Raw genomic sequence first — 20,157 nt, forward strand, 5'->3', positions numbered from 1 at the left:
TCTGCTGGCTTACAAGTCCCGCGTTTGCGGCGGGATTGGTCATGGTCCCCGTACATGTTGTGCAGTCGGAGCAGTGTGGGCGTGTGACGGTGCGTCGCACCGGATTGCACCTATGCTTGTGATGGCCCCTTTACCCCAATGGTGAGCATGGTGTTTGGGCGTACTTTTTGGGTCAGGGCGGTGGCATTGGGGCTCTGCGTGGGTGCGATCTGGCTAGGTTCCACTGCGTATGGTGGTGTGGATTTTGAGCGGATGCTGGCGTCTCTGACCCAGCGCTGGGGAACCGGGGTCACCGCCAAATTCAATGCCTGGCAAAGCCTGATCGCCAACAACAAGGCGTCGGCGGATACCGACAGGTTGAAGCGCACCAATGATTTCTTCAACCGAAACATTGTGTTTGGCGACGACACGGCAGTCTGGACCCAGGAAGACTATTGGGCCACTCCGTTGGACACATTGGGTAAAGGCTTTGGAGATTGTGAAGACTTCGTGATTGCGAAGTACTTTACGCTGAAGGAAATGGGCGTTGATTCCAGCAAATTGCGCCTGATTTATGTGCGGGCCAAAACCGGCTCGACGGACAGCACGGCCTTGCAGGCACATATGGTTTTGGCCTATTACGCACGACCTGAATCCGAACCCCTGGTTCTGGACAACCTGATTGCCGATATTCGGCCCGCGTCGCGTCGGCCCGATTTGGTACCGGTCTTTAGCTTCAACAGTGAAGGCATCTTTACGGGTGTTTCCGGGAAAGAAGCGACGCCCGCCGCGGGAACGGGGCGTTTATCCCGCTGGGAAGATTTGTTGAAACGCGCGCGCGGAAGGCTTCGAGTGATTGCGAAGCACAGAAAAGGAAATTGAATATGTCAATGTTTCGCCAACTATGGCTTGCCATCATTGCCAGCACACTGATGGCGCTCGCCGGAAGCCTGCTGGTTTCCATGTTGAGCGCGCGCTCCTACCTGGAGTCCCAGCTCTCCATCAAAAACACCGACAACGCGACAGCGTTGGCCTTGTCATTGAGCCAGAGCAACCCGGACGACGTGACGGTTGAACTGGTGGTGGCCTCGTTGTTTGATGGCGGGCATTACGAACTTGTGCGGGTGACCAATCCGCAGGGCAAAACCATCTCCGAGCGCCTGGGGTCGGATACCGATTTGGGCGCTCCCACGTGGTTTGTTCAATTGCTGCCCATCCGCGCGCAGTCGGGGCAAGCACAAATCTCCAGTGGCTGGAAACAATTTGGCACCGTGACGCTGGTCAGTCAAAGTCGTTTTGCCTATGCCGCATTGTGGAAGAGTGCGCAGGAGATGGTGGTGGCCCTGACGCTGGCCGGCCTGGCAGGCGGGTACATGGCGACCTTGGTTTTGCGCCGATTACGCCGTCCGCTAAACGCCGTGATAGACCAAGCGCAGGCGATTACGGAACGGCGCTTTGTCACGATGGAGGAGCCGGCAGTGCCGGAGCTGAAGAAGCTGGCCCAGGCGATGAACGTTACGGTTGCTCGGCTCAAAGCCATGTTTGACGATGAGGCCAAACGCCTGGAAGGTGTTCGGCGTGAAGCGAACTGCGATACCCTGACCGGGCTGGCCAATCGGAGCAACTTCATGGCGCGCTTGCGCGACATGGTCCAGGCAGAACACTCGGCCGGCGGATCTGTGTTTATCGCGCGGGTTGCGAACTTGGCGACCGTCAACCAGTCCTTGGGGCGCAAGGACACAGATGAGTTGTTGCGGGCCTTTGCACGCGGCCTATTGTCGGTGTCTGCGCGGTATCCGGAGGCGCTGGCGGCCCGCCTCAATGGCGCGGACTTTGCCATGTTGGTGCCTGCACTCGATGCCCCCCAGCGTGTTGCCGCGGATCTTTTTTCCGCGCTGACCAAAGAGGCGCAGGCCTATCTACCCAATAGCCCCAGCACCTGGCTGGGTTGTGGAAACTTTCCGCCGGGTGTGGAAATGGAGACCATCCTGGCACAAGTTGACCTGGCGCTGGCGGCCGTGGAGGCGGATGGGGCCAGTGGCCTGAAAGTGGTGGATCTGCATGTGGGTGACGATGCACCAAAAAGTACAGAAGTGTGGTCCCGGTTGATACACCGCGCACTGGAACAGAAGTGGGTGCGCCTGGTGTCATTTCCGGTGATGTCCTTGGACGGAAGACTGGTGCATCGCGAATGTCCGCTGCGCTTGATGTTTGATGAACGGGGGGAGTGGCAGCCGGCGGGCAAGTTCCTTCCCGTAGCGGAGCGGCTCAAACTCACCCCACAGCTGGATCTGGCTGCTGTGTCTTTGGGCTTGGATGAGCTGGAGGCAAAGCCCGAGCTTACAGGCTTGGCCATCAACTTGTCTGCCAGTTCCATCTACCTCCCCGAGTTCAGAAGCGACTTGCAGCGCCTGCTGAAACGCCGGTCGGGTACTTCGCGGCTTTGGCTGGAGGTGGCGGAGTCGGGCGCACTGTCGCACTTTGATGCCTTTAAGGCTTTGTGTGTGGACCTGCGGGGGGTAGGCTGCAAGCTGGGGTTGGAGCACTTTGGTCGGCAATTCAGCGAAATTGGCCGTCTGCACGACCTGGGTCTGGATTACATCAAGGTAGATGGAAGTTTTGTGCGGGGCCTGGATGGCAATGTCGGGAACCAGGCCTTTTTGAAGGGCCTGTCCACCATCGCGCACAGCATTGGGCTCAAGGTGATCGCGGAAGGCGTCACCAGCGAGGCAGATTTGATGGCGCTGGGCCCGGTGGGCTTTGATGGCGCCACCGGACCTGCGGTCAACGAGCCCCGTTGATAACGGGGCGACAGCAGTGATCGACGTCTACGGGGTAGGTGTTGATCCTGCTTTCAGCAGATCGGCTGCAATGGTCAGGCTGACGGAGCCCGAGGCGGTGCCGCCATGGCCATCACTGATGGTGTAGCTGAACGAGGCGTCGCCTACATAGTCCTTGGTAGGTGTAAACACCACGCTGCCATCAACCAGTGCAACGGTGCCATGGGTGGCGTCCAGAACCGAGCTGATGGTTAATGGGTCGCCATTCGGATCGGTGTCATTGCTTAACAATGTGGCTGATGCAATGGTCAGTGGGGTGTTGGCAGTGCCTGTCACCGTGTCGGCTACTGCCACCGGCGCTCCATTGACGTTGACAGCCACAGTTGTTGTGGATGTTCCGCCCTGGCCGTCGCTGATGGTGTAGTTGAACGACGCGGCGCCTGAGTATCCAGCAGTGGGTGTGAACACCACATCGCTTCCCACCAGTGCGACACTGCCGTGGTTGGCATCTTGCACCGAGAACAAGGTCAGCGGGTCTCCATCCACATCGCTGTCATTGATCAACAGCGTTGAAGTTGCAACGGTGACCGGTGTCCCTTGCATGGTGTCAGCTGTATCGGCCACCGCAACGGGTGAATCGTTGACTGCGGTAACTGAGATGGCGAGCGTGGATGTGTCGTTGTTGGATCCGTCGGTCATCGTGTAAGTTACCAGCGGAACAGGGCCGTTGTAATTGGCAACCGGGACGAAGGTGAATGTTCCATCCGCATGGATAGCCAGGGTACCGACACCTGCAAGCGTAGCGGTTTCGCCAGCCTTAAAGATGGTGGTGTTGTCCTTGATCTGGTAGTTGACAATGCTGACGGTTCCGCTGCTGCTGGTGGTTCCGGTGAGAACGCTACCCGTGAGCGTGCTGTCCTCGTTGACCTTGAGCTCCTCGTTCAGATCGGCAAAGCCCGTTGCAGGAGTGGATTCGGAGCTGCTGGTGGACATCACCGCCATCGGGGCCGCGACCGGCGCAGCCGGCGGGGCATTGTCAACAATGGTGGCTATGCCGGTTCCATCCAGGATGGTGGCGTTGCTGGAGGCGTTGGACAGATTGACGGTGAAGTTTTCGTTGCCTTCCACCGCTGGATTATTGACGATGGCCACGGTAACGGTTTTGCTGGTTTCTCCGGGAGCAAAGGTCAGCGTCGTGAGTGAAGCTGCAGTGTAGTCCGACCCGGCGGTTGCCGTGCCATTGGCGGTGGCGTACTGCACCGTCACGTTTCCAGTAGCAGCCTCAGACAGCGTCACAGTGAAAGTTGCTGTACCTGCACCTTCGTTGACTGTGACATCGTTGATGGATATCCGGGGCTCGTTGTCGACAATAGTGGCCACACCGACTGCGTCCACGATGGTGGCATTGGTCGAGGCGTTGCTCAGGTTGACGTTGAACGTCTCGCTGGATTCCACTGCGGTGTCGTTAGCAATATTGATGGTGACGGTTTTGGTCGTCTCACCGGGTGCAAAGGTCAGTGTGGTGAGGGCCCTTGCGGTGTAGTCCGAGCCTGCAGTTGCGGTGCCATTGCTGGTGCTGTACTGGACCGTAACGTTTGACGCTGCGGAGTCGGAGAGCGACACGGTGAAGGTCGCCGTGCCCGCTGCCTCATTGACAGTGACGTCGTTGATGGAGATCCTGGCCTCGTTGTCCACAATCGTGGCAACACCCTGGTTGTCCAGAATGGTGGCATTCACCGCACCGCTCAAGTTGACATTGAATGTTTCGTTGCCTTCTACGGTCGCATCTTCCCTCAGGTTGACAGAAATGGTTTGCGTGGTTTGTCCTGGAAGGAACGTCACGGTTCCGGACCGTGCCTGGTAGTCATTGCTGGCGGTGGTTGCCGTACCGTTGCTCGTGCTGTAGTTCACAGTAACGGTGTTGGCGGAGGCCTGGGACAGTGTCACGGTGAAGGTCGCATCCCCCTGGCTTTCGTTGACCGTGACGTTGTCTATCGTAATGTTGGGCGTGAAGCTGCCGGTTTCGGCAATCGTCCCTGTGCCGGTCACACCACCAATGGTCAGCGGCAAGATCTCCGATCCCTCTACGCCTCCGGTTGTGGTGGTGGGTATGGTGGCTGTAAAGCTGATGACGCCAGCCGGTACCGTCAGGGTGGTTCCGCTCAGCGTGACACCGTTGCTGAAGGCAACCGTGCCATGGTCCGACGCAGAGGCTCTGCCTGCACCGCCGGTATCACCCAAGTTGTAGGTAAACGTCGTGGCTGCGCCCGTCATGATGTCCAGGTTCACCGTGTAGACCAGGCTGGTCGTGTTGCCTGCCGTGGATTCGAGTACTGTTGGGCTGCTGATGGTGGTGACGATTGGCGGTATGGTGGCGACAGCCAACGGGGGATTGACATCAATCCTCAGTGTGGAACTGGCGCTGTCGCCGTCGACATCCAGCACCGTGTAGGCAATGTTCTCCTGTTGGGCCACAGCAATGGTGGGCGCAGCCGTGTAGGTGTAGTCACCCGTGTCGAGGTCAACCACGAACTTACCGCCCAAAAGGGTGGTAACGGTCAGGGTATTGCCTGCGGTGTCAAAGACGCCACGGTTTGTGCCTGTCACTGTAACGCCACCCGTACCGCCGTTGGCCGCGGGATTGAAGGTGTAGACACTGCCATCAACGCTTAGTGTCTGCAGGAAGCCACCATCTGCGCCAAAGCCGACCGAAGCACCCAGACCACCGCCAATGACGTTGCCGGTGGTAGGCGCGACCACACTGTCGCGCAAGATGGGTGGCAGCAGGGTGATGTCCGACACCACAACGCCGTTGGTGTTAGTGTTGTTGAGCCCGTCGTAGGCAATAGGGTCCAGCGCGCCTTGTGTGGCACCTGTTCCCATGCCGAACGAGAAGCTTCTGACATCATTGGTGCTCAGGAAGTTGGTCCAAGTAGTTTCCGCTGCTGGATCAATCCGGCTGGTGGCTGGATTGGGTTCACCGTCGGACAGGAAATAGGAAACATTCTGGGCACCGGCCAACCTGCCGCTGTCGCTGAATGCACTTTGGGCAGTGGCAATGCTGGCATCGTAATTGGTGCTACCGTTGGCGATCAGGCCGTTGACAATGGTCCTGGCCGTGGCGACATCCACCCAACTGGTTCCCTGTTCCGCAGCCGTAGTTGAGAACGTGACGATGCGTACACGCACATCGCCCAGATTGTCGTAACCATCCAATAGGCCCGTGACGGACTCTTTCATCAACTGCAAACGGGTTTTTCCACCGCCACCATCAGTGGTGGTCATGGAGCCGGAAACGTCCAGTGTCAGCAAGATATTGGTGTTGACGTTGGGTAGCGTTACGGAGGTTGTGGTTTGCGTCGCAGAGGGAGCGTCGTCTTCCACGCTAAGAGTCAGGGTGGATGTGCTGCTGGTGGTTCCGTCCGACACCGTCACGGTGACTGGAATGGACTGCAGGTTTTCACCGCCACCGTTGGGGTGGTCAATGGGCTTGAGCAACGTGGTGGTGTAGGCCCCGGTGTTGTCGATGGTGATTGTCATCACCGTTTGTCCTGCTGCACTGCCCGTAAGCGTTTGATTGGCATTGGCAAGTGCCCACGTAACTGCATTGCCATTGGATGTTAGGCTAACCGCAGGTGCTCCCAACGTGACGGTGACCGTGTTGTCCGGGTCGGACACCGTGAATTGGCCCGTGCTGGTGGTTGCGTTGGTGTTGTCGGATGGAGTGCCAACCGTGTCGGCGATTCCGCCGGTTAGACCTTCTTCCGAAACGGCGCTGGTTTGACCGGCGCTGATTGTTGGTCCGTCGTTGGTGCCAGTGACCGTGATGGTCAGCGTCGTGGTGTTGGAGACCAGACCAGTGGGGTCTTTCACCGTGTAGGTGAAGACATCATTGGCTGTGGCGCCGGTGGCCAGGGTGTCGGCCGCAGGTTGGTCCGCCACATAGGTGTAGCTGCCGTCGGCATTCAAGGTCAGATGGCCGTAGGTTCCCGTCAGCGAAGTGGCGACGCCGGAGCCTTGTGTGACGGCCCCTGTTCCGGCCACGGCGCCACTCACCAGCAGGGACGCCGTGGTGTTGTCCGCATCGGTGTCCGTACCAGGCGTTCCCTGGATTACGCCCGTCAGTGCGGTGGTGGTGAGTGTCGCATCTTCGTTCACTGCGCCCACATTCGCTACCGCTACCGGGGCGTCATTGGTGCCAGTGACCGTGATGGTCAGCGTCGTGGTGTTGGAGACCAGACCAGTGGGGTCTTTCACCGTGTAGGTGAAGACATCATTGGCTGTGGCGCCGGTGGCCAGGGTGTCGGCCGCAGGTTGGTCCGCCACATAGGTGTAGCTGCCGTCGGCATTCAAGGTCAGATGGCCGTAGGTTCCCGTCAGCGAAGTGGCGACGCCGGAACCTTGTGTAACAGCGCCGGTTCCGGCAACTGCACCACTCACCAGCAGGGATGCTGTGGTGTTGTCCACGTCGGTGTCAGTTCCAGGCGTGCCCCGGACCACGCCTGTAAGTGCGGTTGCGGTCAGCGTTGCATCTTCGTTCACCGCGCCCACGTTTGCTACCGCTATAGGTGCGTCATTAGTGCCAGTGACTGTGATGGTCAGCGTAGTGGTGTTGGAGACCAGCCCACTGGGGTCTTTCACCGTATAGGTGAACACGTCATTGGCGGTGGCGCCGGTGGCTAGGGTGTCTGCTGCAGGTTGGTCTGCCACATAGGTGTAACTGCCATCGGCATTCAGGGTCAGATGGCCGTAGGTCCCGGTCAGTGATGTTGCAACGCCTGAGCCTTGCGTGACAGCCCCTGTTCCGGCCACTGCGCCACTCACCAGCAGGGACGCCGTGGTGTTGTCTTCGTCGGTGTCCGTGCCTGGGACACCGCGGATCACACCGCTTGCAGCAGTTACGGTCAGGGTCGCATCTTCATTGACGGCACCCACGTTGGCGACGGCGATAGGTGCATCATTGGAGCCGGTGACGGTGATAGTCAACGTTGTTGTATTGGATACCAGTCCGTCGGGGTCCCTCACGGTGTAGGTGAACACATCGTTGGCAGTTGCGCCCACGGCCAGGACGTCTGCAGCAGGCATATCGGCAACATAGGTGTAGCTGCCGTTCGCATTGAGTATCAGGTGACCGTACGTCCCGGTCAGTGAAACTCCAATACCAGAGCCTTGTGTAACGGATCCTGTCCCAACGACGACACCGCTGATTACCAGGGAAGCGGAGGTATTGTCTGGATCGGTGTCGGTCCCGATCCCCTGAATTACACCGGTCAACGCAGTAGTTGTTAGCGTTGCATCCTCGTTCACCGCTCCCACATCGGCGACGGCAATTGGTCTGTCGTTGGTGCCGTTGATGGTGATGGTCAGCATGGCGGTAGTGGTATCGCCGTCACCGTCGGTCAGTGTGTAGGTGTAGCTGTCGGTGAGGGCCTGGTCTGCAGATAACGCGTTGACGGTTGGGTTGGCGTTGTTCAGCGTGTAGGTGTAGGTGCCGTTGCTGTTCAGGACCAGGGAGCCATAGGTCAGGGCCACGGTGGCGGCGGTGACGGGGGTGGCATTGGCATCAGCGCCCACGGTGTCGGCGCCTGTGCCGGTCAGCACGGAGCCGCTGACGGTGTTGGGTGCTGCATCCTCGGTGATGGAGGCGGCGTCGTTGACGGCAACCGGTGTGCTGTCCACGATCTGCACGACCAGATTGCCGGTGTTGGAGCCACCGGCCAGGTCATTGACCGTCAGGGCGATGGTGTCGCTGCTCTCGGTGGCGCCAGGCTGGTTCTGGGCGGCGTTCAAGGTGTAGCTGTAGGACAGCGCACCGGTGCCGGCATTGAAGCCGTTCAGTGTCAGGGTGCCTTCGCCGGTGTTGATCACTACTGGCGTGGTGCCCAGGGCTGCCAACTGGGCGGCCGTGATGGTGGTGCCACCGACGACCACGCTGGCCAGCCCGTTGGGGGCGGTCACGGTGATGGAGCCGGTGGTGGTCTCGCTGGTATTGCCCACGGTGAGCAGGCCCAGCTCATTGACGCTGGCCTGGCCGGTGGCTGCGCCATTGCCGTCCACGGGGACGATGGTGGGCACACCATCGGAGGCGCCATTGATGGTGATGGAGAGCGTGGCGGTAGTGGTGTCGCCATCGCCGTCTGTCAGCGTGTAGGTATAGGAGTCGGTCAGGGTCTGACCGACGTTCAGGCGTTGACGGTTGGGGTTGGCGTTGTTCAGCGTGTAGGTGTAGGTACCGTTGCTGTTCAAGACCAGGGAGCCATAGGTCAGGGCCACGGTGGCGGCGGTGACGGGGGTGGCATTGGCATCAGCGCCCACGGTGTCGGCGCCTGTGCCGGTCAGCACGGAGCCGCTGACGGTGTTGGGTGCTGCATCCTCGGTGATGGAGGCGGAGTCGGCCACGGCAACCGGTGTGCTGTCCACGATCTGCACGACCAGGTTGCCGGTGTTGGAGCCACCGGCCAGGTCATTGACCGTCAGCGCGATGGTGTCGCTGCTCTCGGTGGCGCCAGGCTGGTTCTGGGCGGCGTTCAAGGTGTAGCTGTAGGACAGCGCACCGGTGCCGGCATTGAAGCCGCTCAGTGTCAGAGTGCCTTCGCCGGTGTTGATCACAACCGGCGTGCCGCCCAGGCCTGCCAACTGGGCAGCCGTGACGGTGGTGCCACCGACGACCACGCTGGCCAGCCCGTTGGGGGCGGTCACGGTGATGGAGCCGGTGGTGGTCTCGCTGGTGTTGCCCACGGTGAGCAGGCCCAGCTCATTGACGCTGGCCTGGCCGGTGGCTGCGCCATTGCCGTCCACGGGGACGATGGTGGGCACGCCATCGGAGGCGCCATTGATGGTGATGGAGAGCGTGGCGGTAGTGGTGTCGCCATCGCCGTCTGTCAGCGTGTAGGTATAGGAGTCGGTCAGGGTCTGACCGACGTTCAACGCGTTGACGGTTGGGTTGGCGTTGTTCAGCGTGTAGGTGTAGGTACCGTTGCTGTTCAAGACCAGGGAGCCATAGGTCAGGGCCACGGTGGCGGCGGTGACGGGGGTGGCATTGGCATCAGCGCCCACGGTGTCGGCGCCTGTGCCGGTCAGCACGGAGCCGCTGACGGTGTTGGGTGCTGCATCCTCGGTGATGGAGGCGGAGTCGGCCACGGCAACCGGTGTGCTGTCCACGATCTGCACGACCAGGTTGCCGGTGTTGGAGCCACCGGCCAGGTCATTGACCGTCAGCGCGATGGTGTCGCTGCTCTCGGTGGCGCCAGGCTGGTTCTGGGCGGCGTTCAAGGTGTAGCTGTAGGACAGCGCACCGGTGCCGGCATTGAAGCCGCTCAGTGTCAGAGTGCCTTCGCCGGTGTTGATCACAACCGGCGTGCCGCCCAGGCCTGCCAACTGGGCAGCCGTGACGGTGGTGCCACCGACGACCACGCTGGCCAGACCGTTGGGAGCTGTGACAGTGATGGAGCCGGTGGTGGTCTCGCTGGTATTGCCCACGGTGAGCAGGCCCAGCTCATTGACGCTGGCCTGGCCGGTGGCTGCGCCATTGCCGTCCACGGGGACGATGGTGGGCACACCATCGGATGCACCGTTGATGGTGATGGACAGCGTGGCGGTGGTGGTGTCGCCATCGCCGTCTGTCAGCGTGTAGGTATAGGAGTCGGTCAGGGTCTGACCGACGTTCAACGCGTTGACGGTTGGGTTGGCGTTGTTCAGCGTGTAGGTGTAGGTACCGTTGCTGTTCAAGACCAGGGAGCCATAGGTCAGGGCCACGGTGGCGGCGGTGACGGGGGTGGCATTGGCATCAGCGCCCACGGTGTCGGCGCCTGTGCCGGTCAGCACGGAGCCGCTGACGGTGTTGGGTGCTGCATCCTCGGTGATGGAGGCGGAGTCGGCCACGGCAACCGGTGTGCTGTCCACGATCTGCACGACCAGGTTGCCGGTGTTGGAGCCACCGGCCAGGTCATTGACCGTCAGCGCGATGGTGTCGCTGCTCTCGGTGGCGCCAGGCTGGTTCTGGGCGGCGTTCAAGGTGTAGCTGTAGGACAGCGCACCGGTGCCGGCATTGAAGCCGCTCAGTGTCAGAGTGCCTTCGCCGGTGTTGATCACAACCGGCGTGCCGCCCAGGCCTGCCAACTGGGCAGCCGTGACGGTGGTGCCACCGACGACCACGCTGGCCAGCCCGTTGGGGGCGGTCACGGTGATGGAGCCGGTGGTGGTCTCGCTGGTATTGCCCACGGTGAGCAGGCCCAGCTCATTGACGCTGGCCTGGCCGGTGGCTGCGCCATTGCCGTCCACGGGGACGATGGTGGGCACACCATCGGAGGCGCCATTGATGGTGATGGAGAGCGTGGCGGTAGTGGTGTCGCCATCGCCGTCTGTCAGCGTGTAGGTATAGGAGTCGGTCAGGGTCTGACCGACGTTCAGGGCATTGACCGTGGGGTTGGCGTTGTTCAGCGTGTAGGTGTAGGTACCGTTGCTGTTCAAGACCAGGGAGCCATAGGTCAGGGCCACGGTGGCGGCGGTGACGGGGGTGGCATTGGCATCAGCGCCCACGGTGTCGGCGCCTGTGCCGGTCAGCACGGAGCCGCTGACGGTGTTGGGTGCTGCATCCTCGGTGATGGAGGCGGAGTCGGCCACGGCAACCGGTGTGCTGTCCACGATCTGCACGACCAGGTTGCCGGTGTTGGAGCCACCGGCCAGGTCATTGACCGTCAGCGCGATGGTGTCGCTGCTCTCGGTGGCGCCAGGCTGGTTCTGGGCGGCGTTCAAGGTGTAGCTGTAGGACAGCGCACCGGTGCCGGCATTGAAGCCGCTCAGTGTCAGAGTGCCTTCGCCGGTGTTGATCACAACCGGCGTGCCGCCCAGGCCTGCCAACTGGGCGGCCGTGATGGTGGTGCCACCGACGACCACGCTGGCCAGCCCGTTGGGGGCGGTCACGGTGATGGAGCCGGTGGTGGTCTCGCTGGTATTGCCCACGGTGAGCAGGCCCAGCTCATTGACGCTGGCCTGGCCGGTGGCTGCGCCATTGCCGTCCACGGGGACGATGGTGGGCACACCATCGGAGGCGCCATTGATGGTGATGGAGAGCGTGGCGGTAGTGGTGTCGCCATCGCCGTCTGTCAGCGTGTAGGTATAGGAGTCGGTCAGGGTCTGACCGACGTTCAACGCGTTGACGGTTGGGTTGGCGTTGTTCAGCGTGTAGGTGTAGGTACCGTTGCTGTTCAAGACCAGGGAGCCATAGGTCAGGGCCACGGTGGCGGCGGTGACGGGGGTGGCATTGGCATCAGCGCCCACGGTGTCGGCGCCTGTGCCGGTCAGCACGGAGCCGCTGACGGTGTTGGGTGCTGCATCCTCGGTGATGGAGGCGGAGTCGGCCACGGCAACCGGTGTGCTGTCCACGATCTGCACGACCAGGTTGCCGGTGTTGGAGCCACCGGCCAGGTCATTGACCGTCAGCGCGATGGTGTCGCTGCTCTCGGTGGCGCCAGGCTGGTTCTGGGCGGCGTTCAAGGTGTAGCTGTAGGACAGCGCACCGGTGCCGGCATTGAAGCCGCTCAGTGTCAGAGTGCCTTCGCCGGTGTTGATCACAACCGGCGTGCCGCCCAGGCCTGCCAACTGGGCAGCCGTGACGGTGGTGCCACCGACGACCACGCTGGCCAGCCCGTTGGGGGCGGTCACGGTGATGGAGCCGGTGGTGGTCTCGCTGGTGTTGCCCACGGTGAGCAGGCCCAGCTCATTGACGCTGGCCTGGCCGGTGGCTGCGCCATTGCCGTCCACGGGGACGATGGTGGGCACACCATCGGAGGCGCCATTGATGGTGATGGAGAGCGTGGCGGTAGTGGTGTCGCCATCGCCGTCTGTCAGCGTGTAGGTATAGGAGTCGGTCAGGGTCTGACCGACGTTCAACGCGTTGACGGTTGGGTTGGCGTTGTTCAGCGTGTAGGTGTAGGTACCGTTGCTGTTCAAGACCAGGGAGCCATAGGTCAGGGCCACGGTGGCGGCGGTGACGGTGGGGGTGGCATTGGCATCAGCGCCCACGGTGTCGGCGCCTGTGCCGGTCAGCACGGAGCCGCTGACGGTGTTGGGTGCTGCATCCTCGGTGATGGAGGCGGAGTCGGCCACGGCAACCGGTGTGCTGTCCACGATCTGCACGACCAGGTTGCCGGTGTTGGAGCCACCGGCCAGGTCATTGACCGTCAGCGCGATGGTGTCGCTGCTCTCGGTGGCGCCAGGCTGGTTCTGGGCGGCGTTCAAGGTGTAGCTGTAGGACAGCGCACCGGTGCCGGCATTGAAGCCGCTCAGTGTCAGAGTGCCTTCGCCGGTGTTGATCACAACCGGCGTGCCGCCCAGGCCTGCCAACTGGGCAGCCGTGACGGTGGTGCCACCGACGACCACGCTGGCCAGCCCGTTGGGAGCGGTCACGGTGATGGAGCCGGTGGTGGTCTCGCTGGTGTTGCCCACGGTGAGCAGGCCCAGCTCATTGACGCTGGCCTGGCCGGTGGCTGCGCCATTGCCGTCCACGGGGACGATGGTGGGCACGCCATCGGAGGCGCCATTGATGGTGATGGAGAGCGTGGCGGTGGTGGTGTCGCCATCGCCGTCTGTCAGCGTGTAGGTATAGGAGTCGGTCAGGGTCTGACCGACGTTCAACGCGTTGACGGTTGGGTTGGCGTTGTTCAGCGTGTAGGTGTAGGTACCGTTGCTGTTCAAGACCAGGGAGCCATAGGTCAGGGCCACGGTGGCGGCGGTGACGGGGTGGCATTGGCATCAGCGCCCACGGTGTCGGCGCCTGTGCCGGTCAGCACGGAGCCGCTGACGGTGTTGGGTGCTGCATCCTCGGTGATGGAGGCGGAGTCGGCCACGGCAACCGGTGTGCTGTCCACGATCTGCACGACCAGGTTGCCGGTGTTGGAGCCACCGGCCAGGTCATTGACCGTCAGCGCGATGGTGTCGCTGCTCTCGGTGGCGCCAGGCTGGTTCTGGGCGGCGTTCAAGGTGTAGCTGTAGGACAGCGCACCGGTGCCGGCATTGAAGCCGCTCAGTGTCAGAGTGCCTTCGCCGGTGTTGATCACAACCGGCGTGCCGCCCAGGCCTGCCAACTGGGCAGCCGTGACGGTGGTGCCACCGACGACCACGCTGGCCAGCCCGTTGGGGGCGGTCACGGTGATGGAGCCGGTGGTGGTCTCGCTGGTGTTGCCCACGGTGAGCAGGCCCAGCTCATTGACGCTGGCCTGGCCGGTGGCTGCGCCATTGCCGTCCACGGGGACGATGGTGGGCACGCCATCGGAGGCGCCATTGATGGTGATGGAGAGCGTGGCGGTAGTGGTGTCGCCATCGCCGTCTGTCAGCGTGTAGGTATAGGAGTCGGTCAGGGTCTGACCGACGTTCAACGCGTTGACGGTTGGGTTGGCGTTGTTCAGCGTGTAGGTGTAGGTACCGTTGCTGTTCAAGACCAGGGAGCCATAGGTCAGGGCCACGGTGGCGGCGGTGACGGGGGTGGCATTGGCATCAGCGCCCACGGTGTCGGCGCCTGTGCCGGTCAGCACGGAGCCGCTGACGGTGTTGGGTGCTGCATCCTCGGTGATGGAGGCGGAGTCGGCCACGGCAACCGGTGTGCTGTCCACGATCTGCACGACCAGGTTGCCGGTGTTGGAGCCACCGGCCAGGTCATTGACCGTCAGCGCGATGGTGTCGCTGCTCTCGGTGGCGCCAGGCTGGTTCTGGGCGGCGTTCAAGGTGTAGCTGTAGGACAGCGCACCGGTGCCGGCATTGAAGCCGCTCAGTGTCAGAGTGCCTTCGCCGGTGTTGATCACAACCGGCGTGCCGCCCAGGCCTGCCAACTGGGCAGCCGTGACGGTGGTGCCACCGACGACCACGCTGGCCAGCCCGTTGGGGGCGGTCACGGTGATGGAGCCGGTGGTGGTCTCGCTGGTGTTGCCCACGGTGAGCAGGCCCAGCTCATTGACGCTGGCCTGGCCGGTGGCTGCGCCATTGCCGTCCACGGGGACGATGGTGGGCACACCATCGGAGGCGCCATTGATGGTGATGGAGAGCGTGGCGGTAGTGGTGTCGCCATCGCCGTCTGTCAGCGTGTAGGTATAGGAGTCGGTCAGGGTCTGACCGACGTTCAACGCGTTGACGGTTGGGTTGGCGTTGTTCAGCGTGTAGGTGTAGGTACCGTTGCTGTTCAAGACCAGGGAGCCATAGGTCAGGGCCACGGTGGCGGCGGTGACGGGGGTGGCATTGGCATCAGCGCCCACGGTGTCGGCGCCTGTGCCGGTCAGCACGGAGCCGCTGACGGTGTTGGGTGCTGCATCCTCGGTGATGGAGGCGGAGTCGGCCACGGCAACCGGTGTGCTGTCCACGATCTGCACGACCAGGTTGCCGGTGTTGGAGCCACCGGCCAGGTCATTGACCGTCAGCGCGATGGTGTCGCTGCTCTCGGTGGCGCCAGGCTGGTTCTGGGCGGCGTTCAAGGTGTAGCTGTAGGACAGCGCACCGGTGCCGGCATTGAAGCCGCTCAGTGTCAGAGTGCCTTCGCCGGTGTTGATCACAACCGGCGTGCCGCCCAGGCCTGCCAACTGGGCAGCCGTGACGGTGGTGCCACCGACGACCACGCTGGCCAGCCCGTTGGGGCGGTCACGGTGATGGAGCCGGTGGTGGTCTCGCTGGTGTTGCCCACGGTGAGCAGGCCCAGCTCATTGACGCTGGCCTGGCCGGTGGCTGCGCCATTGCCGTCCACGGGGACGATGGTGGGCACGCCATCGGAGGCGCCATTGATGGTGATGGAGAGCGTGGCGGTAGTGGTGTCGCCATCGCCGTCTGTCAGCGTGTAGGTATAGGAGTCGGTCAGGGTCTGACCGACGTTCAACGCGTTGACGGTTGGGTTGGCGTTGTTCAGCGTGTAGGTGTAGGTACCGTTGCTGTTCAAGACCAGGGAGCCATAGGTCAGGGCCACGGTGGCGGCGGTGACGGGGTGGCATTGGCATCAGCGCCCACGGTGTCGGCGCCTGTGCCGGTCAGCACGGAGCCGCTGACGGTGTTGGGTGCTGCATCCTCGGTGATGGAGGCGGAGTCGGCCACGGCAACCGGTGTGCTGTCCACGATCTGCACGACCAGGTTGCCGGTGTTGGAGCCACCGGCCAGGTCATTGACCGTCAGCGCGATGGTGTCGCTGCTCTCGGTGGCGCCAGGCTGGTTCTGGGCGGCGTTCAAGGTGTAGCTGTAGGACAGCGCACCGGTGCCGGCATTGAAGCCGCTCAGTGTCAGAGTGCCTTCGCCGGTGTTGATCACAACCGGCGTGCCGCCCAGGCCTGCCAACTGGGCAGCCGTGACGGTGGTGCCACCGACGACCACGCTGGCCAGACCGTTGGGAGCTGTGACAGTGATGGAGCCGGTGGTGGTCTCGCTGGTGTTGCCCACGGTGAGCAGGCCCAGCTCATTGACGCTGGCCTGGCCGGTGGCTGCGCCATTGCCGTCCACGGGGACGATGGTGGGCACGCCATCGGAGGCGCCATTGATGGTGATGGAGAGCGTGGCGGTAGTGGTGTCGCCATCGCCGTCTGTCAGCGTGTAGGTATAGGAGTCGGTCAGGGTCTGACCGACGTTCAACGCGTTGACGGTTGGGTTGGCGTTGTTCAGCGTGTAGGTGTAGGTACCGTTGCTGTTCAAGACCAGGGAGCCATAGGTCAGGGCCACGGTGGCGGCGGTGACGGGGGTGGCATTGGCATCAGCGCCCACGGTGTCGGCGCCTGTGCCGGTCAGCACGGAGCCGCTGACGGTGTTGGGTGCTGCATCCTCGGTGATGGAGGCGGAGTCGGCCACGGCAACCGGTGTGCTGTCCACGATCTGCACGACCAGGTTGCCGGTGTTGGAGCCACCGGCCAGGTCATTGACCGTCAGCGCGATGGTGTCGCTGCTCTCGGTGGCGCCAGGCTGGTTCTGGGCGGCGTTCAAGGTGTAGCTGTAGGACAGCGCACCGGTGCCGGCATTGAAGCCGCTCAGTGTCAGAGTGCCTTCGCCGGTGTTGATCACAACCGGCGTGCCGCCCAGGCCTGCCAACTGGGCAGCCGTGACGGTGGTGCCACCGACGACCACGCTGGCCAGACCGTTGGGAGCTGTGACAGTGATGGAGCCGGTGGTGGTCTCGCTGGTGTTGCCCACGGTGAGCAGGCCCAGCTCATTGACGCTGGCCTGGCCGGTGGCTGCGCCATTGCCGTCCACGGGGACGATGGTGGGCACGCCATCGGAGGCGCCATTGATGGTGATGGAGAGCGTGGCGGTAGTGGTGTCGCCATCGCCGTCTGTCAGCGTGTAGGTATAGGAGTCGGTCAGGGTCTGACCGACGTTCAACGCGTTGACGGTTGGGTTGGCGTTGTTCAGCGTGTAGGTGTAGGTACCGTTGCTGTTCAAGACCAGGGAGCCATAGGTCAGGGCCACGGTGGCGGCGGTGACGGGGTGGCATTGGCATCAGCGCCCACGGTGTCGGCGCCTGTGCCGGTCAGCACGGAGCCGCTGACGGTGTTGGGTGCTGCATCCTCGGTGATGGAGGCGGAGTCGGCCACGGCAACCGGTGTGCTGTCCACGATCTGCACGACCAGGTTGCCGGTGTTGGAGCCACCGGCCAGGTCATTGACCGTCAGCGCGATGGTGTCGCTGCTCTCGGTGGCGCCAGGCTGGTTCTGGGCGGCGTTCAAGGTGTAGCTGTAGGACAGCGCACCGGTGCCGGCATTGAAGCCGCTCAGTGTCAGAGTGCCTTCGCCGGTGTTGATCACAACCGGCGTGCCGCCCAGGCCTGCCAACTGGGCAGCCGTGACGGTGGTGCCACCGACGACCACGCTGGCCAGCCCGTTGGGGGCGGTCACGGTGATGGAGCCGGTGGTGGTCTCGCTGGTGTTGCCCACGGTGAGCAGGCCCAGCTCATTGACGCTGGCCTGGCCGGTGGCTGCGCCATTGCCGTCCACGGGGACGATGGTGGGCACGCCATCGGAGGCGCCATTGATGGTGATGGAGAGCGTGGCGGTAGTGGTGTCGCCATCGCCGTCTGTCAGCGTGTAGGTATAGGAGTCGGTCAGGGTCTGACCGACGTTCAACGCGTTGACGGTTGGGTTGGCGTTGTTCAGCGTGTAGGTGTAGGTACCGTTGCTGTTCAAGACCAGGGAGCCATAGGTCAGGGCCACGGTGGCGGCGGTGACGGGGTGGCATTGGCATCAGCGCCCACGGTGTCGGCGCCTGTGCCGGTCAGCACGGAGCCGCTGACGGTGTTGGGTGCTGCATCCTCGGTGATGGAGGCGGAGTCGGCCACGGCAACCGGTGTGCTGTCCACGATCTGCACGACCAGGTTGCCGGTGTTGGAGCCACCGGCCAGGTCATTGACCGTCAGCGCGATGGTGTCGCTGCTCTCGGTGGCGCCAGGCTGGTTCTGGGCGGCGTTCAAGGTGTAGCTGTAGGACAGCGCACCGGTGCCGGCATTGAAGCCGCTCAGTGTCAGAGTGCCTTCGCCGGTGTTGATCACAACCGGCGTGCCGCCCAGGCCTGCCAACTGGGCAGCCGTGACGGTGGTGCCACCGACGACCACGCTGGCCAGCCCGTTGGGGGCGGTCACGGTGATGGAGCCGGTGGTGGTCTCGCTGGTGTTGCCCACGGTGAGCAGGCCCAGCTCATTGACGCTGGCCTGGCCGGTGGCTGCGCCATTGCCGTCCACGGGGACGATGGTGGGCACGCCATCGGAGGCGCCATTGATGGTGATGGAGAGCGTGGCGGTAGTGGTGTCGCCATCGCCGTCTGTCAGCGTGTAGGTATAGGAGTCGGTCAGGGTCTGACCGACGTTCAACGCGTTGACGGTTGGGTTGGCGTTGTTCAGCGTGTAGGTGTAGGTACCGTTGCTGTTCAAGACCAGGGAGCCATAGGTCAGGGCCACGGTGGCGGCGGTGACGGGGTGGCATTGGCATCAGCGCCCACGGTGTCGGCGCCTGTGCCGGTCAGCACGGAGCCGCTGACGGTGTTGGGTGCTGCATCCTCGGTGATGGAGGCGGAGTCGGCCACGGCAACCGGTGTGCTGTCCACGATCTGCACGACCAGGTTGCCGGTGTTGGAGCCACCGGCCAGGTCATTGACCGTCAGCGCGATGGTGTCGCTGCTCTCGGTGGCGCCAGGCTGGTTCTGGGCGGCGTTCAAGGTGTAGCTGTAGGACAGCGCACCGGTGCCGGCATTGAAGCCGCTCAGTGTCAGAGTGCCTTCGCCGGTGTTGATCACAACCGGCGTGCCGCCCAGGCCTGCCAACTGGGCAGCCGTGACGGTGGTGCCACCGACGACCACGCTGGCCAGCCCGTTGGGGCGGTGACGGTGATGGAGCCGGTGGTGGTCTCGCTGGTGTTGCCCACGGTGAGCAGGCCCAGCTCATTGACGCTGGCCTGGCCGGTGGCTGCGCCATTGCCGTCCACGGGGACGATGGTGGGCACGCCATCGGAGGCGCCATTGATGGTGATGGAGAGCGTGGCGGTAGTGGTGTCGCCATCGCCGTCTGTCAGCGTGTAGGTATAGGAGTCGGTCAGGGTCTGACCGACGTTCAACGCGTTGACGGTTGGGTTGGCGTTGTTCAGCGTGTAGGTGTAGGTACCGTTGCTGTTCAAGACCAGGGAGCCATAGGTCAGGGCCACGGTGGCGGCGGTGACGGGGTGGCATTGGCATCAGCGCCCACGGTGTCGGCGCCTGTGCCGGTCAGCACGGAGCCGCTGACGGTGTTGGGTGCTGCATCCTCGGTGATGGAGGCGGAGTCGGCCACGGCAACCGGTGTGCTGTCCACGATCTGCACGACCAGGTTGCCGGTGTTGGAGCCACCGGCCAGGTCATTGACCGTCAGCGCGATGGTGTCGCTGCTCTCGGTGGCGCCAGGCTGGTTCTGGGCGGCGTTCAAGGTGTAGCTGTAGGACAGCGCACCGGTGCCGGCATTGAAGCCGCTCAGTGTCAGAGTGCCTTCGCCGGTGTTGATCACAACCGGCGTGCCGCCCAGGCCTGCCAACTGGGCAGCCGTGACGGTGGTGCCACCGACGACCACGCTGGCCAGACCGTTGGGGCGGTGACGGTGATGGAGCCGGTGGTGGTCTCGCTGGTGTTGCCCACGGTGAGCAGGCCCAGCTCATTGACGCTGGCCTGGCCGGTGGCTGCGCCATTGCCGTCCACGGGGACGATGGTGGGCACGCCATCGGAGGCGCCATTGATGGTGATGGAGAGCGTGGCGGTGGTGGTGTCGCCATCGCCGTCTGTCAGCGTGTAGGTATAGGAGTCGGTCAGGGTCTGACCGACGTTCAACGCGTTGACGGTTGGGTTGGCGTTGTTCAGCGTGTAGGTGTAGGTGCCGTCGCTGTTCAAGACCAGGGAGCCATAGGTCAGGGCCACGGTGGCGGCGGTGACG

Annotated in this window: 12 protein-coding genes; 2 read left to right on the forward strand and 10 right to left on the reverse strand. The window is 63.1% G+C overall.

The window, feature by feature from the left end:
- The first annotated feature begins 138 nt into the window (after window positions 1-138).
- Window positions 139-861, forward strand: a complete 723-nt coding sequence (locus tag HZ993_RS16470; protein ID WP_209393826.1) for a transglutaminase-like cysteine peptidase — start codon at window positions 139-141, stop codon at window positions 859-861.
- Between the two features lie 2 nt (window positions 862-863).
- The gene (locus HZ993_RS16475) at window positions 864-2,780 is read left to right on the forward strand and encodes an EAL domain-containing protein (protein ID WP_209393827.1); all 1,917 of its coding nucleotides are present in this window, start codon (window positions 864-866) and stop codon (window positions 2,778-2,780) included.
- A gap of 27 nt (window positions 2,781-2,807) precedes the next feature.
- Here the strand turns inward: HZ993_RS16475 and HZ993_RS16480 are convergent, their stop codons facing one another.
- The 10 genes from HZ993_RS16480 to HZ993_RS16525 are packed head-to-tail and all read right to left on the reverse strand — an operon-like array spanning window position 2,808 to window position 20,141.
- The gene (locus HZ993_RS16480; RefSeq protein ID WP_209393828.1) at window positions 2,808-13,481 is read right to left on the reverse strand and encodes a VCBS domain-containing protein; all 10,674 of its coding nucleotides are present in this window, start codon (window positions 13,479-13,481) and stop codon (window positions 2,808-2,810) included.
- Window positions 13,472-15,361 (reverse strand): S-layer family protein, encoded by a 1,890-nt coding sequence (locus tag HZ993_RS16485; RefSeq protein ID WP_209393829.1) that lies wholly within the window; start codon window positions 15,359-15,361, stop codon window positions 13,472-13,474. The genes HZ993_RS16480 and HZ993_RS16485 overlap by 10 nt, the downstream gene beginning before the upstream one ends.
- Window positions 15,295-15,702, reverse strand: coding sequence for a VCBS domain-containing protein (locus HZ993_RS16490; protein ID WP_209393830.1), 408 nt, complete (start codon window positions 15,700-15,702; stop codon window positions 15,295-15,297). Before HZ993_RS16490 ends, HZ993_RS16485 begins: the two co-directional genes overlap by 67 nt.
- Window positions 15,693-17,183 (reverse strand): VCBS domain-containing protein, encoded by a 1,491-nt coding sequence (locus tag HZ993_RS16495; protein WP_209393831.1) that lies wholly within the window; start codon window positions 17,181-17,183, stop codon window positions 15,693-15,695. The genes HZ993_RS16490 and HZ993_RS16495 overlap by 10 nt, the downstream gene beginning before the upstream one ends.
- On the reverse strand, window positions 17,174-17,923 hold the full coding sequence (locus HZ993_RS16500; protein ID WP_209393832.1) for a VCBS domain-containing protein: 750 nt from the start codon (window positions 17,921-17,923) through the stop codon (window positions 17,174-17,176). Before HZ993_RS16500 ends, HZ993_RS16495 begins: the two co-directional genes overlap by 10 nt.
- Window positions 17,914-18,663: a VCBS domain-containing protein gene (locus HZ993_RS16505; protein WP_209393832.1), complete on the reverse strand. Its 750-nt coding sequence runs from the start codon at window positions 18,661-18,663 to the stop codon at window positions 17,914-17,916. The genes HZ993_RS16500 and HZ993_RS16505 overlap by 10 nt, the downstream gene beginning before the upstream one ends.
- Window positions 18,654-19,061 carry a hypothetical protein gene (locus HZ993_RS16510; protein ID WP_209393833.1) on the reverse strand — a complete coding sequence of 136 codons (408 nt, stop codon included), beginning with the start codon at window positions 19,059-19,061 and terminating at the stop codon, window positions 18,654-18,656. The genes HZ993_RS16505 and HZ993_RS16510 overlap by 10 nt, the downstream gene beginning before the upstream one ends.
- Entirely contained in the window at window positions 18,995-19,402 is a 408-nt protein-coding gene (locus HZ993_RS16515; protein ID WP_209393830.1) for a VCBS domain-containing protein, read from the reverse strand. Before HZ993_RS16515 ends, HZ993_RS16510 begins: the two co-directional genes overlap by 67 nt.
- Window positions 19,393-19,800: a hypothetical protein gene (locus HZ993_RS16520; RefSeq protein ID WP_209393833.1), complete on the reverse strand. Its 408-nt coding sequence runs from the start codon at window positions 19,798-19,800 to the stop codon at window positions 19,393-19,395. The genes HZ993_RS16515 and HZ993_RS16520 overlap by 10 nt, the downstream gene beginning before the upstream one ends.
- A complete protein-coding gene (locus HZ993_RS16525; protein ID WP_209393834.1) occupies window positions 19,734-20,141 on the reverse strand; it encodes a VCBS domain-containing protein in 408 nt (135 codons plus the stop codon). The genes HZ993_RS16520 and HZ993_RS16525 overlap by 67 nt, the downstream gene beginning before the upstream one ends.
- Window positions 20,142-20,157: the final 16 nt, after the last annotated feature.

It is taken from the genome of Rhodoferax sp. AJA081-3, assembly GCF_017798165.1.
Lineage (GTDB): Bacteria > Pseudomonadota > Gammaproteobacteria > Burkholderiales > Burkholderiaceae_C > Allorhodoferax.